General features: G+C 65.8%; 12 protein-coding genes. 5 read left to right on the top strand and 7 right to left on the bottom strand.

Annotation, left to right across the window (positions count from 1 at the left end; genetic code table 11):
* Positions 1 to 23: 23 nt before the first annotated feature.
* Positions 24 to 860, top strand: coding sequence for a pyrroline-5-carboxylate reductase (gene proC, locus ACT531_RS16635; RefSeq protein WP_476018135.1), 837 nt, complete (start codon positions 24 to 26; stop codon positions 858 to 860).
* A gap of 43 nt (positions 861 to 903) precedes the next feature.
* Here proC and ubiA read toward each other — a convergent pair whose 3' ends face one another.
* The gene (gene ubiA, locus ACT531_RS16630) at positions 904 to 1,797 is read right to left on the bottom strand and encodes a 4-hydroxybenzoate octaprenyltransferase (protein ID WP_476018134.1); all 894 of its coding nucleotides are present in this window, start codon (positions 1,795 to 1,797) and stop codon (positions 904 to 906) included.
* Positions 1,798 to 2,003: 206 nt separating this feature from the next.
* Between ubiA and ACT531_RS16625 the strand changes: the two genes are divergently transcribed.
* Genes ACT531_RS16625 through ACT531_RS16610 form a run of 4 tightly spaced genes read left to right on the top strand, consistent with a single transcriptional unit; the run spans position 2,004 to position 8,089 of the window.
* Positions 2,004 to 5,447 carry a response regulator gene (locus tag ACT531_RS16625; protein WP_476018133.1) on the top strand — a complete coding sequence of 1,148 codons (3,444 nt, stop codon included), beginning with the start codon at positions 2,004 to 2,006 and terminating at the stop codon, positions 5,445 to 5,447.
* An 8-nt stretch (positions 5,448 to 5,455) separates the two neighbouring features.
* Complete coding sequence (locus ACT531_RS16620; RefSeq protein WP_116750181.1) at positions 5,456 to 6,292, top strand: CheR family methyltransferase; 837 nt, start codon at positions 5,456 to 5,458, stop codon at positions 6,290 to 6,292.
* The gene (locus tag ACT531_RS16615; protein WP_476018132.1) at positions 6,289 to 6,912 is read left to right on the top strand and encodes a chemotaxis protein CheB; all 624 of its coding nucleotides are present in this window, start codon (positions 6,289 to 6,291) and stop codon (positions 6,910 to 6,912) included. Before ACT531_RS16620 ends, ACT531_RS16615 begins: the two co-directional genes overlap by 4 nt.
* A 52-nt stretch (positions 6,913 to 6,964) precedes the next feature.
* The gene (locus ACT531_RS16610) at positions 6,965 to 8,089 is read left to right on the top strand and encodes a hybrid sensor histidine kinase/response regulator (protein WP_476018131.1); all 1,125 of its coding nucleotides are present in this window, start codon (positions 6,965 to 6,967) and stop codon (positions 8,087 to 8,089) included.
* A gap of 223 nt (positions 8,090 to 8,312) precedes the next feature.
* On the opposite strand, the gene ACT531_RS16605 is transcribed toward ACT531_RS16610, so the two are convergent.
* The 6 genes from ACT531_RS16605 to ACT531_RS16580 all read right to left on the bottom strand — a co-directional run bounded on the left by ACT531_RS16605 (position 8,313) and on the right by ACT531_RS16580 (position 13,659).
* Positions 8,313 to 8,681, bottom strand: coding sequence for a response regulator (locus ACT531_RS16605; protein WP_422847929.1), 369 nt, complete (start codon positions 8,679 to 8,681; stop codon positions 8,313 to 8,315).
* A 185-nt stretch (positions 8,682 to 8,866) separates the two neighbouring features.
* Positions 8,867 to 9,385 carry a Dps family protein gene (locus ACT531_RS16600; RefSeq protein ID WP_015016036.1) on the bottom strand — a complete coding sequence of 173 codons (519 nt, stop codon included), beginning with the start codon at positions 9,383 to 9,385 and terminating at the stop codon, positions 8,867 to 8,869.
* Positions 9,386 to 9,539: 154 nt separating this feature from the next.
* Positions 9,540 to 11,276: a dipeptidase gene (locus ACT531_RS16595; RefSeq protein WP_476018130.1), complete on the bottom strand. Its 1,737-nt coding sequence runs from the start codon at positions 11,274 to 11,276 to the stop codon at positions 9,540 to 9,542.
* A gap of 149 nt (positions 11,277 to 11,425) precedes the next feature.
* Positions 11,426 to 12,391 (bottom strand): LysR substrate-binding domain-containing protein, encoded by a 966-nt coding sequence (locus tag ACT531_RS16590; protein ID WP_060984996.1) that lies wholly within the window; start codon positions 12,389 to 12,391, stop codon positions 11,426 to 11,428.
* An 18-nt stretch (positions 12,392 to 12,409) separates the two neighbouring features.
* Entirely contained in the window at positions 12,410 to 12,889 is a 480-nt protein-coding gene (locus ACT531_RS16585; RefSeq protein WP_476018129.1) for a type II toxin-antitoxin system VapC family toxin, read from the bottom strand.
* On the bottom strand, positions 12,886 to 13,659 hold the full coding sequence (locus tag ACT531_RS16580) for a hypothetical protein (protein ID WP_476018128.1): 774 nt from the start codon (positions 13,657 to 13,659) through the stop codon (positions 12,886 to 12,888). The genes ACT531_RS16585 and ACT531_RS16580 overlap by 4 nt, the downstream gene beginning before the upstream one ends.
* Positions 13,660 to 13,681: the final 22 nt, after the last annotated feature.

Below are 13,681 nucleotides of genomic sequence, written 5' to 3'. Positions count from 1 at the left end.
TGTTGTTGCCACCCTGTCGTCCCATGAGCCAAACCGCCGCATCCCCTGCCCTTCCCACCATCGCCTTCATCGGCGGTGGCAACATGGCCAGCGCCATCATTGGCGGGCTGATTCGCCAGGGCCACCCGGCCAGCCAGATCGAGGTGGTGGAGCCCTACGCCCCCACGCGCGAGGCGCTGCTCAAGAACTTCGGCCTCACGGCACAACCCGAGGCAGGCCCCGCACTGCAGCGCGCCAGCATCGTGGTCTGGGCGGTCAAGCCCCAGACCTTCAAGGACGCCGCCTCACAGGCCAAGGCGCACACCCCCCAAGCCCTGCACCTGAGCGTGGCGGCGGGCATTCGCTCTGACAGCATCGCCCAGTGGCTCTCCACCGAGCGCATCGTGCGCACCATGCCCAACACGCCCGCGCTGGTGGGCAAGGGCATGAGCGCGATCTACGCCCGTCCCGCCGTGACCCCGGCCGAGCGCCAGAGCGTGGAGGCCATCATGGCGTCTACCGGCGAATTCCTGTGGGTGGAGAACGAGACCCAGCTGGACGCCGTCACCGCCCTGTCGGGTTCGGGCCCGGCCTATGTTTTCTACTTCCTCGAAGCCATGACGCGCGCTGGCGCGGGCATGGGCCTGACCGAAGCGCAGGCGCACCAGCTGGCCGTGGGCACGTTTGTGGGCGCTTCCGAGCTGGCCCGCCGTTCCGACGAATCCCCCGCCGTGCTGCGCGAACGCGTCACCTCCAAGGGCGGCACTACCTACGCGGCCCTGCAGTCGATGGAAGCCAGCGGCGTATCGCAGGCGTTCGAGGCCGCCATGCGCGCGGCCGAAAAACGTGCCAACGAATTGGGCAACGAGTTCGGATCTTGATGTTTTGGGGCGGTAGCGCTAGTCGATCAAGCGCTGGCCGCTATCAATTGATGAGCATTGCACGCACAAGATAACTGCCTGCAATGCCGGCAAACACTGTAGCGCCCAGCCAGTGGTTGATGCGGAACGCCTTGAAGCAGCCCTCGCGGGTGCGGGTGCGGATCAGCGTGAAGTGCCACATGGCCTGGGCCAACGCCACCGCAAGCGCTACATAAAAAATAGCACCAAGGGCATATGGTTGTAGCGCTACCGCCCAAATTCCCAAAAAAAGCAGATAGAACACCCCGATGGCGGCCACATCCAGCCGCCCCAGGGTGATGGCCGAGGTCTTGATGCCGATCTTCAGGTCGTCGTCGCGGTCCACCATCGCGTATTCGGTGTCGTAGGCCAGCACCCAGAACATGTTGCCCAGCCACATCCACCACGCCACCGCGGGCACGCTGCCCTGCACAGCGGCAAACGCGATGACGATGCCAAAGTTGAACGCAATGCCCAGCACCGCTTGCGGCATGGAAATGAGGCGCTTGGTGAACGGGTAGGCAATGGCCACCAGCACGGCGGGTACCGACCACGCGATGGCGGCAGCGTTGGTGGTGAGCACCAAGCCAAAAGACACCAGCGCCAGCACCGCGCCCAGGCCCAGCGCCTCCTTCACCGACACCGCACCGGTGGTCACCGGGCGCTGCGCCGTGCGCTTGACGTGCTTGTCAAAGTCGCGGTCGGCCACGTCGTTCACACAGCAGCCCGCGCTGCGCATGAGGATGGTGCCCAGCACAAACACGATGAGCAGGTGCCAGCCCGGAAACCCGTCAGCCGCAATCCACAGCGCACTCAGCGTGGGCCACAGGCACACCAGCCAGCCCGCAGGGCGGTCCCAGCGGATCAGGTCGAGATAGAGCGAAAAACGGCTGCGGGCAGAGACAGATTGCGGCGACATGGCGGGACGATCGGATGCAGAAAGAGCAGGCCCGGCAGCAAGGCGCTGCGGCGGGTGGCAACCCACGGGCGCACCGAATGTAGCAGCAGCGCCGCCAACTGCTGGTGCGGCCCGCAGGCCGAGTAACAGCGCCCTACTGGCGCGTAAAACCCGTTACAGTCTCCGGTCCTCCCCCAACGCACCCGCCCTTTTTGGGGCACCAACGCATGCCCCATACATCGACCTCCCAGGCCGCCACGCGTTTTGCTGTCCCCCGCGGAATGCTGGTGGGATTTGTGATTGCTGCCCTCGCCACCGTGCTGATCGCGCTGGTGAACTTCCGCACCGCCCAGGTGCGCGCGCAAGCGGTGGAAGCCATGGACGAGACCACGGTGACCATGCGCCACCTCAACCTGTTCGTGTCCTCGCTGAAGGACGCCGAGACCGGCCAGCGCGGCTACCTGCTGACGGGGGACGACACCTACCTGCAGCCCTACAACCTGTCGCTGAGCGCCATGGAGCGCAACATGGCGCGCCTGAAGGAACTGACGGACGACAGCGCCGTGCAGCGGCGCCTGGTGCTGCAGATCGACGACCTGCGCCACGAAAAACTGCGCGAGCTGGGCGAGACCATTGAACTGCGCCGCTCCAAGGGCCAGGAAGCCGCCGTGGCCGTGACCCGCAATGATGCCGGCCGCGTGCTGATGGACCGCATCCGCGACCTGGCGTCGGACCTGTCCACGCTGCTGAACCAGCAGCTGGAGAGCGACCGCAAACAATGGGTGGAGGCTGCGGCCATGTCCACCTACTACTCCTGGGGCGGCTCGTTCGTGCTGCTGGTGCTCATCTGCCTGTCGGCCGCCGCCAATGCGCGGGAGTACCGCCTCAAGGCGCAGCAGTCCTGGGTGGCGGCCGGCCTCAACGGGCTGAGCCAGCGCATCCAGGGCGACCACCGGCTGGAAGACCTGGGCCAGCTCACACTCGAATACCTGGCGCAGTACCTGCGCGCCGCCGTGGGTGCGGGCTACGTGGCCGACTGCAATGGCGCACTCACCCTGTTTGGGGGCTACGCCCTGCCCCGCGAGCGGCTGGAGCAGCGCCTGCTGCCCGGCGAGGGCCTGGTGGGCCAGGTGGCGCGCTCGCGCCAGATGCTGCATGTGCGCGATGTGCCCGCCGGGCACCTGATGGTGTCGTCCAGCACCGGCCAGTCCGCACCGACCGAACTGCTGCTGGCACCCGCCATCGAGAACGGCGAAGTCTTTGCCGTGATCGAGCTGGGCTTTCATCGCCCGCTGACGGAGCCTGAGCGCACCCTGATGGAGCGCGCCTCGGGCATCCTGGCGGTGGCGATTCGCGCGGGCATTGACCGCAACCGTCTGGAGGCCTTGCTGGAAGAAACCCAGCGCCAGTCCGAAGAGCTGCAGACCCAGCAAGAAGAACTGCGCGTGAGCAACGAGGAGCTGGAGCAGCAAAGCCGCATCCTGCAAGAGTCGCAGGCCCAGATGGAGGTGCAGCAGACCGAGCTGGAGCAGACCAACGCCCACCTGGAGGCGCAGACCCAGCAGCTGGAATACCAGCGCGAACAACTTCTGCGCGCCCAAAGCGCCATGACGGACAAGGCCCGCGAGCTCGAGCTGGCCAGCCAGTACAAGAGCGAATTCCTGGCCAACATGAGCCACGAGCTGCGCACACCGCTCAACTCCACCCTGATCCTGGCCAAGCTGCTGTCCGACAACAAGCCGGGCAACCTGAGCGCCGAGCAGGTGAAGTACGCGCAGACCATCTACGCGGCAGGCAACGACCTGCTGGCCCTCATCAACGACATCCTCGACCTGTCCAAGATCGAGGCCGGCCAGGCCACCGTGTCGGTAGAAACGGTGACGCTGTCCAAGGCCCTGCAAACCCTCATCGACCCGCTGCGCCCGCTGGCGCAGGAGAAAGGCCTGACGCTCACGGCCACCGTCGCCCCCGACGCCCCCGCCACGCTGGACACCGACCCGCAGCGCCTGGGACAGGTGCTGAAGAACCTGCTGTCCAACGCGCTCAAGTTCACCGAAAAGGGCTCGGTGGCGCTGCATGTGTCGCGCAACCCGGACGACACCCTGTCGTTCGCCGTGAAGGACACGGGCATCGGCATCCCGGCGCACCAGCAGGAGCTGATTTTCGAAGCCTTCCGCCAGGCCGATGGCAGCACGCACCGCAAATACGGCGGCACGGGCCTGGGCCTGTCGATCTCGCGCGACCTGGCGCAGCTGCTGGGCGGATCGATCCACGTGCACAGCACGCCGGGCGAAGGCAGCGTCTTCACCCTGGTGCTGCCCCAGAAGCTGGTGCCCCCGTCGCCGGAAGCGGCCCCCGCAGCGCCGCTGGCGGCACCTGCTCCAGCCCATGCGGCGGCACCGGTCGTCGCACCGATTCCTACGGCCCCCGCGTTGCCACCCGTGGCGGCCCCGGTTGCGACCGCAGCCCCGCGCCGTGCGGGCGCGCGCAGCATCCTGGTGATCGAGGACGACGTGCGCTTTGCGCAGATCCTGAGCGACCTGGCGCGGGAGATGGACTTTGACTGCCACCTGGCCCACAACGCGGCCGACGGCCTGGCCTATGCGATACACAGCCTGCCCAGCGCCATCGTGCTGGACGTGAACCTGCCCGACTTTTCGGGCCTGGGCGTGCTCGACCAGCTCAAGCGCAACCCGGCCACGCGCCACATCCCGGTGCACGTGGTTTCGGTGGCCGACTACTCCCAAGAGGCCCTGGGCCGGGGGGCCGTGGGCTACGCCCTCAAACCCGTCAAGCGCGACGAACTGGTGCATGCCTTGCAGCGGCTCGAAGCCAAGTTCACCCAGAACCTGCGGCGCGTGCTGGTGGTGGAAGACGACGAGCGCCAGCGCGAGAGCGTGCGCCACCTGCTCACCAACGACGACGTGGAGATCGTGGGCGCCGGCACGGCGGCTGAGGCGCTGGCGCACCTGCGCGGCTCTACCTTCGACTGCATGGTGATGGACCTGAACCTGCCCGACCTGAGCGGCTACGAGCTGCTGCAGCAGATGACGGAGCAGGACGGCGTCTCCTTCCCGCCCGTCATTGTGTACACGGGCCGTGCCCTGTCACGCGACGAGGAGCAGCAACTGCGCCGGTTCTCCAAGTCCATCATCATCAAGGACGCGCGCTCCCCCGAGCGGCTGCTCGACGAAGTCACACTGTTCCTGCACCAGGTGGAGTCGGAGCTGTCGGCCGAGCACCGCCAGATGCTGCAGGTGGCCCGCAACCGCGAGACCGCCCTGGAAGGCCGCAACGTGCTGGTGGTGGAGGACGATGTGCGCAACGTGTTCGCGCTCTCCAGCATCCTGGAGCCCACCGGCATCCGCGTGGAGATTGCGCGCAACGGCCTGGAGGCACTGCAGGCGCTGGAGCGCGCAGGCAGCGGCGGCCAGCCCGCCATCGACCTGGTGCTGATGGACATCATGATGCCGGAGATGGATGGCTACACCGCCATGCGCGAGATCCGCAGCCGCCCCGAGTGGCGCCGCCTGCCCATCATTGCGCTGACCGCCAAGGCCATGAAGGACGACCAGGAAAAATGCCTGGCCGCCGGGGCCAATGACTACATCGCCAAGCCGCTGGACGTGGAAAAGCTGCTGTCCCTGGTGCGGGTGTGGATGCCCAAGTAGGCCCCGCCATGCCGCACCGCAAGGCCCGCACCGCCGACATCGAGCAGCGCCTGCTGATCGATGCCATCTACCACCGCTACCACTACGACTTCCGGGGCTACGCGCAGGCGTCGCTCAAGCGGCGGTTGGCGTCGGCGCTGGTGCAGTTTGACTGCAAGACGCTGTCGCAGCTGCAGGACCGCGTGCTGCACGAGCCCGCCGTGTTCCCTGCGCTGCTCGAATACCTCACCGTGCAGGTGAGCGACATGTTCCGCGACCCGAGTTACTTCCAGGCGCTGCGCCAGGAGGTGGTGCCGCTGCTGCGCACCTACCCATCGCTCAAGGTCTGGGTGGCCGGATGCAGCGCGGGGGAGGAGGTGTATTCGCTGGCCATCCTGCTGCAGGAAGAAGGCCTGCTGGACCGCACCCTGATCTACGCTACCGACATCAACCCGCACGCGCTGCGCGCCGCCGAGTCGGGCGTGTTCGACGTGTCGCGGGTGGCGGCGTTCACCGAGAACCATGCGCGCTCCGGCGCCCGCAGCTCGTTGTCGGACTACTACGCCGCTGCCTATGGCCGCGTGGTGTTCGACAAGGGTCTGCGTGAGCACATGGTGTTCTCCGACCACAGCCTGGCCACCGACAGCGTGTTTGCCGAAGTCCATCTGGTGTCGTGCCGCAATGTGCTCATCTACTTCGAGCGCGACCTGCAGGACCGCGCCCTGGGGCTGTTCCGCGAGTCGCTGTGCCACCGGGGGTTTCTGGGCCTGGGCTCCAAGGAGTCGCTGCGGTTTTCGGCGCACACCGACGCGTTCGACGACTTCGTGCTGCAGGACCGCATCTACCGCAAGAAGGCCGGGCTGTGAGCAGCGCCGACCGCGCACCCAGGCCAGTGCCCCCCGGGGGCTACGCCGCCATCGTGGTGGGCGGGTCTTCGGGCGGTATTGACGCCCTAATGGAACTGCTGCCCGCGCTGCCCGCCACGCTGCAGGCGGCGGTGCTGGTGGTGCTGCACCTGCCCCGGGACCGGCGCAGCCTGCTGGTGGAGATTTTTCAGCCCCGCTGCGCCCTGCCGCTGCGCGAGGCGCAGGACAAGGATGCCATCACGCCTGGATCGGCAAGCTTTGCGCCACCGGACTACCACCTGCTGGTTGATGCGGGGCCCCAGGGCCCGCATGTGGGGCTATCGGTGGACCCTCCCCTGCATTTTTCGCGCCCCGCCATCGACGTACTGTTCGAGTCGGCGGCGGACCACTATGGCCAGCGGCTGGTGGGCATTCTGCTGTCGGGTGCCAACGAAGACGGCGTGCACGGCCTGCAAGCCATTCAGGCGGCGGGCGGCCTCACCATCGTGCAAGACCCTGCCAGCGCCAGCATGCCCACCATGCCGCAGGCGGCCCTCGCGGTCGTGGCGGTGGACCACATCTTGCCCCCTGAAGGCATTGCAAGACTGCTGGCGGACCTGCACCAGCGCCAGCAGCTTTGACCCGGGCGCATGCGTCCCTTTTTGAGAACCCCACCCACCCTCCCCACCGCCCATGCCCCAGACCGACCGCACCAAATGCCTGCTCGTTGACGATGTTGAGGAAAACCTCATCGCCCTGGAGGCGCTGCTGCAGCGCGACGGGCTGGACATCCTCAAGGCCCAGTCGGGCCCCGAAGCCCTGGAACTGCTGCTGGCCCACGACGATGTAGCCCTGGCCTTGCTGGACGTGCAGATGCCCGAGATGAACGGCTTTGAGCTGGCGGAGCTGATCCGGGGCAGCGAACGCACCCGGCACATTCCGCTCATCTTCATGACGGCGGGATCGCGCGAGCAGAACTGGCAGTTCCGGGGGTACGAGAGCGGGGCGGTGGACTTTCTGTACAAACCCATCGACCCGCACATGCTCACCAACAAAGCGAGCGTGTTCTTTGAACTGCACCGGCGCAAGCAGGCACTGGCGCACGAGCTGCGCGCGCGCACCGAGGCGTTGCGCATCAACGAAATGTTCATGGCCGTGCTGAGCCACGACCTGCGCACCCCCCTGCAGTCCATCGTCGCGGCGGCCACCGTGCTCAAGCGCCAGCCGCCGCCCGACAAGGCCGCACTGATGGCCGACCGGGTGCTGGGCGCGAGCCAGCGCATGGGCCACATGATCGAAGACCTGCTGGACGTGACCCGCATCCGCCAGGCGGGCGGGCTGGCCCTGCAACTGGGCCCTGCCCACATGCAAACGCTGGTGCAACGTACGCTGGATGAGGTGGCGACCAGCCACCCGGAGCGCCCCATCAACTCCACGCTCGCGGGGGACCTGGCCGGCACCTGGGACGCCGAGCGCCTGTGCCAGGTGGTCACCAACCTGGTGGGCAACGCCCTGCACCACGGCAGCGTCGACCACCCGGTGCGCATTGCGGTGGACGGTTCCCGCCCCGAGGAGGTGAGCATCACGGTGTCCAACGGCGGCACCATTCCCGCCGGGCTGCTGCCACATCTGTTTGACCCGTTCCGGGGCGGCGAGCGCGAGCCGGGCCGCCACCAGGGGCTGGGGCTGGGGTTGTTCATTGCGCACCAGATCGTGCGGGCCCACCATGGAACCATCGAGGCCCGGTCACACAACGATGTGACGAGCTTTCGGGTGACGTTGCCACGCCACGCGCCCGCACGCAGCCCCCGCAGTTGACGCAGCGCAGCCCCATCACACGTCTCAGACCTTCAGGGTCCAGGGAGGCGCGATGGGGAAGAAGGAAAGAGGAAGGCAGGAAACCCGAGCGGTGGCCGCCCGTCAGACTTAGAGCGGCTAACAAAACTCAGCGAAGCGGTTCTGGCTAGGCGCTGTGTCGCAGGCAGTACGAGCAGTACGACAAGACACAGCAACGACGCCAGAAGAGTTTTGTTGGCCTCTCCTAACCGGCGGCTGCAGCCAGCGCGGTATGAATGGAAGTCAGGAGTTGCTCCAGCTCTTCCAGCTCGAAAGGCTTGAGCAAGACGCGCACATTCGGGCCCCATTGGGTTGGATGGCTGCCCAGTTCGTAGCCGGAGCACAGCACCACCCAGCGCTGCGGATCGTCCGCCAGCAGCTGGCGGGCCAGGTCCGTGCCCGAGAGGCCGGGCAGGCTGACATCGGTCACCAGCACGTCAAAGGGGTCGCCAGCATCCAGGGCCATCGCCTCCTCGGCAGAGGCGCAGGGCGTGACCGTCCGGCCTTCACCTTCCATGAGCATGCCAATGGTCTCGCGCAGCTCCGGATGGTCTTCAACGTACAGGATTCGCATACATCAGAGGGGGGTTGAGCCGCCATGCCACCCAGCGAAGAGAGGACATGGCCCAAACACGCATCATGTGCAGGCGGCCGTGCCGCGCCGTGTAGGACAAGGCGCCCTTTTGCACCCTGGTGCCCCCTGCGCCCGCGCTGGCTACGCCGGACTTCGGGCAACGCAGGCGGGTGCAACTGGCCTTTTTATTCTTCCAGCAGCGAGCGGAGCATCCACGCCGTCTGCTCATGCACCGTGAGGCGCTGCGTCAGCAGGTCGGCCGTGGGCTCGTCGCTGGCCTTGTCGGCCAGGGGGAACAGGCTGCGCGCGGTGCGGGCCACGGCCTCATGGCCCTCGACCAGCACGCGCACCATGTCCATCGCCTTGGGCGGCTTGGCCGGTGCGTCAGGTACGGTGGCCAGCTTGCCAAACTCGGCATAAGAGCCCGGGGCCACGTGGCCCAGCGAGCGAATGCGCTCGGCAATCGGGTCCACCGCGTTCCACAGTTCGGTGTACTGCGCCATGAACATGGTGTGCAACGTGTTGAACATGGGACCCGTCACGTTCCAGTGGAAGTTGTGGGTCGTCAAGTACAGGGTGTAGGTGTCAGCCAGCAGGCGCGACAGGCCTTGGGCGATGGCAGCGCGGTCTTTGTCGCTGATGCCGATGTTGATGCTGGGGGCAGAGGTTTTGCCGGATGCGGCTTTGCCAGGAGCTTTGGCCATGGGGGAGGTTCCTTCCGTGCGGAAAACATGAAACACCCCGCGCTGTGCGGGGTCCTCAAACACTGTAGCGCAAGCCGCAGCGCCCCTGTGTCAGCCAAGGCCGATGCCTTGGACCAGGGTCAAGAAACCAGCGCGGGCGCCCCCATCGGCTGGTTTATTGCATCTTCGGCAAGTTGCCGATGCGCACCAGCATCTCGGTGAACATCTGCATATCGGCATCCAGGTCCGCCACTTCCTTGAACTCCTTGGCGTTGTGGGCCGTGTACTTCTTGCCCGGCATGGCAGGGCCAAAGTTGATGGCATTGGGCATCAGCTTGGCGGTGGTGCTGCCGGCCGTGGGCACGGGCTTGGCTTCGAGGCCAGTGGTGTCGCCGAAGGTGTTGAGCAGCGTGGCCAGCCAGGCGCCCTTGGGGTCGCGCGCCATCCAATTGCCCTGCTGGTGGTCCACTTCCACCGCCACACCGGCCTGGGCGCCCCAGGCCTTGATCTTGGCCGACGTGGCCTGCGTGAGCGCCTCGGGCGTGCTCCCACGGGGCATGCGCACGTTCACCAGCACATCGACCTTGCCGTCCTTTTCACGGATGAGGTTGGGCGACATCGTGAGCGGGCCCATGAAGTCATCGCTGTAGGTCAGGCCCATCGTGCGCCCCAGGTAGTCGGTGCCGTACAGGTCGGTCAGGTAGCGCACGGCCTGCGCGTAGCCGTTGGGTGCCAGCGCAAGGCCCGACTCCTTCAGGAACAGCGCCAGGCGCGGCAGCGGGTTCACGCCTTCTTCGGGGCGCGATCCGTGGGCCGATGCGCCCGTCAATTTCACCACCACCGCACCGCCGTCCTGCGCCACGTCGATGCTGAAGGCGCCGCCTTGCGGCTGGTACTTGGCGACAAAGGCGCCCTTCGCCGCGTTGAGCCGCGCAGCCACGTCGGCCAGGTTGCCGCCCTGCAGGCGGGCGGTGGCCGTCTGGGGCACGGCGTTGGCCGATGCGGCGCCCGCCATGGCGATGATAGCCGTAGCGCCCGGGTTGGCAGTCGGTGGCAGCGGGAACGAGGCGCGCAGTGCACCCGATCCCTTTTCGGCCACCACGGCCGGGTACTTGCTGTCGAGCACGATGTTGTACTCGGGCAGCGCGGTCTTGGCGCGGTAGTACTTCATCGCGTCGCCGCCGGTTTCTTCGGTGGTTTCGATCATCAGGCGAATGGTGCGCACCAGCGGCAGGCCGCTGTCCTTCACGGCCTTCATCGCGAACAGCACGGTGGCGATGGAGCCCTTGTCGTCGATGGAGCCCCGGCCATACAGGTTGCCGCCCACGCGGGTCAGCTTGAAGGGGTCGAGCCGGGTGCCGTCATCCAACACCCATTCGTCGGCCACCACCGGCACCACGTCGGCGTGTGTGAGGATGCCGAACTCCTCAGGGCCGCTGCCGGGCAGCTTCACCTCAAAGATGCGGTTGTCCACATTGCGGTACTGCAGGCCAAAGTCCTTGGCCATGCCCTCTACCAGGGCGCCAAACGCAATGGTGTGTTTGTCTTCATGCGGCGGCACCTTGTCGGCGCGCACGGTGGGAATGGCCACCATCTTCGCGGTGGCGTCGATCACCGCCGCCTGGTTGCGCAGCCGGTTGTGCAGGCCCAGCAGGCGGCTGATGTTGACCAGGTCATCGCCCGCCAGGGGCTTGTGGGCCAGATACGCCGACACGGCAGTTTGCAGCTGCGGCTGCATCTGCGCGGCCAGCGCCAGGAACTGGCGGAAGTCCGCCGCCGTTGCTGCCGCAGGCGCCGCCGCAATGCGGTCGAGTGCGGGCTTCTTCAACGTCTGGGTGGCAGGCGGAGTGGCGGGGGTGGAGCATGCCGTCAGGGCAGCGGCCAGCGTGGCGGTAAGCCAAAGCGTTTTCATAGGAACCTCTTGTGGGGGCAAAGGCACCGACCGCCGATGGGCGGAGGGTGCCGAGGAGGGAGCATCGCCTGCCCAGGCCGTGTGGACCTGCGCAGGGGCGGCGCGAGTGTAGCGCCGATCCTCCGCCGCGAATCAGAGTCCTGACGCAGTCAGGACAGTCGCGTCACACCCGGCAGTTCACACGCATAGATGGCATTGCGCAGGGCCGCAATGGCTTCATAACGGGTGAAGCTGCGGCGCCAGGCCAGCACCACGCGGCGCATGGGCGGCGGGCCGCCGTCTTCCTCGCGGATGGGCAGGTAGCGGATGTAGGTCTCGTCGCTCTTGCGGCGGCGCGACACGGTGAGCAGCGCATCGCGGGGCACCGACAGGCGGGGCACCAGCGTCACGCCCATGCCGGCGGCCACCATGTGCTTGATGGTCTCCAGCGACGAGCCCTCGAACGACTTGCGGATGCCCTCGGCATTGCTCGCAAAACGCGCGAACTCGGGGCACACCTCCAGCACGTGGTCGCGAAAGCAATGGCCCGCGCCCAGCAGCAGCATGGTCTCGTTCTTGAGTTCAGCAGCCGTGACGGACTTCTTGGATGCCAGCGGGTGCGTGCTGGGCACAGCAGCCATGAAAGGCTCGTCATACAGCGGCGCCATGGCCAGGCCAGTGTCGGGGAAGGGCTCGGCCAGGATGGCGCAGTCGATCTCGCCCGTGCGCAGCATCTCCAGGAGCTTCACGGTGAAGTTCTCCTGCAGCATCAGCGGCATCTGCGGGGTGCGCGTGATGGACTGGCGCACCAGTTCGGGCAGCAGATAGGGGCCGATGGTGTAGATCACGCCCAGTGTGAGCGGCCCGGCCAGCGGGTCCTTGCCGCGCTTGGCGATTTCCTTGATGGCCGCCGCCTGCTCCAGCACGCTTTGCGCCTGGCGCACGATGTCTTCGCCCAGCGGCGTCACCGTCACCTCGCCCGCGCTGCGCTCGAACAGCTTCACGTCCAGCTCTTCTTCCAGCTTCTTGATGGCCACCGAGAGCGTGGGTTGCGACACATAGCAGGCATCGGCCGCATGGCCGAAGTGCTTCTCGCGGGCCACCGCAACGATGTACTTGAGTTCGGTGAGGGTCATGGTGAACTGCTAAGAGTGCTATTCATCCAGGAGTTGCTTTTGTCCCCCATTGAACCAGGCAGCATCAAAACCTTCCGCTAGGACAATTGCCTGCGCAGATGCTTGACCCTGGTCGCGGAGTCTTCCCAGGTACTTGACCAGGGTGTTTGAATCTTCAGTGAGGATGTGCGTGATGGACTCACACACCATCTGCGCCAGCAACTTGACGTCGTCCTTGACTGCCACCCGGTCGTCGCCAGTATCGCGCGACAGCACACGCATGAAATTACCGGAGGTCATAGCGTGGTCAATATTGAAGGGCAATACATGAAAATTGCGCAAAGGGAGGTCGCTCACAGGTTGTCCTACTTGGAACTCTGACGCGACCACGGCAGACAAGTACAAGGGACAGCCTTGAGCCAAGGCCTCGCGCAGATAACGCTTGGCCGTCTCGTGGTGCGCGCGCCCTGGATCGGCCAGCGTGATCAAGTAACTCGTATCCAGAAGAATCGAGATCAAGCTGGACCTCCCCGCAAGGAGTCCACCCAACCGCTCGCATTAGGCACGTCCCGCCAAGCCTTCGCTCCTCGCTCCGTCAACCGACGTAACTGCGCCTCGTCCAAAGTCTGGTGATGCTCTTCAAAACCGAGCAATCGCGCATTGCGGTACTTTCGCGTCACCACGTTGTACTCTGCACTGATGCGAGCCATAGCGACCTTGTAGAGGCGATTCACAGTATCGCTGCGAAAGAACTCGCGATCCGATTCCACCGGAATCAAAGTGCCATCGGGCAAACGAATATGTGCATTGACTTTTTTAAGTCCGCCCATTTCGACAATCTCACCCTGCAAGTAACGCTCAACCTGGACCCATTGGTCTGCGTCGTCCGCGTGGAAATCAGTAGCAGCACTGATGCTGATGTCCCGTTGCGGAATGCCTGGGGCGGTAATTCGAAAAACGCAGCGACGCGCCCCCCGCGCGAGCTTCTGCCACCGCTCCACTACTTCCCGACGCTTTTTGTCGAGGCCATCCAAACGCTCGGAGGCAGCAAGCTGAAGCAGATCCCGCAGAAGGCCTGGCGAAGACACAGGAGCAGTCTGGATCGCCAGGGAGCCTTTGACCACCCCTACATCCAGCGCCTGTAGATCCACTTCGGAGCCATCTCCTCGAAGGAAATCCTCCACGTCTTTCACAAAAGTTCGCAAGACTGCCAAGGGCACTCTGTCCGGGGATATCTCATATCCACCAGACTCGTCGTGCAAACTAATGAAAAGGGGCTGTGCGTCCATCCAGCAATTCTAGGCACTTACC

It is taken from the genome of Acidovorax sp. DMC1, assembly GCF_056314325.1.
This window is presented reverse-complemented; position numbering and strand designations above follow the sequence as displayed.

Coding starts and splice junctions, on each gene's coding strand:
- ACT531_RS16625 (WP_476018133.1), top strand. CDS start 2,004: ATGCCCCATACATCGACCTCCCAGGCCGCCACGCGTTTTGCTGTCCCC.
- ACT531_RS16610 (WP_476018131.1), top strand. CDS start 6,965: ATGCCCCAGACCGACCGCACCAAATGCCTGCTCGTTGACGATGTTGAG.
- ACT531_RS16620 (WP_116750181.1), top strand. CDS start 5,456: ATGCCGCACCGCAAGGCCCGCACCGCCGACATCGAGCAGCGCCTGCTG.
- proC (WP_476018135.1), top strand. CDS start 24: ATGAGCCAAACCGCCGCATCCCCTGCCCTTCCCACCATCGCCTTCATC.
- ACT531_RS16580 (WP_476018128.1), bottom strand. CDS start 13,659: ATGGACGCACAGCCCCTTTTCATTAGTTTGCACGACGAGTCTGGTGGA.
- ACT531_RS16605 (WP_422847929.1), bottom strand. CDS start 8,681: ATGCGAATCCTGTACGTTGAAGACCATCCGGAGCTGCGCGAGACCATT.
- ubiA (WP_476018134.1), bottom strand. CDS start 1,797: ATGTCGCCGCAATCTGTCTCTGCCCGCAGCCGTTTTTCGCTCTATCTC.
- ACT531_RS16600 (WP_015016036.1), bottom strand. CDS start 9,385: ATGGCCAAAGCTCCTGGCAAAGCCGCATCCGGCAAAACCTCTGCCCCC.
- ACT531_RS16595 (WP_476018130.1), bottom strand. CDS start 11,276: ATGAAAACGCTTTGGCTTACCGCCACGCTGGCCGCTGCCCTGACGGCA.
- ACT531_RS16590 (WP_060984996.1), bottom strand. CDS start 12,391: ATGACCCTCACCGAACTCAAGTACATCGTTGCGGTGGCCCGCGAGAAG.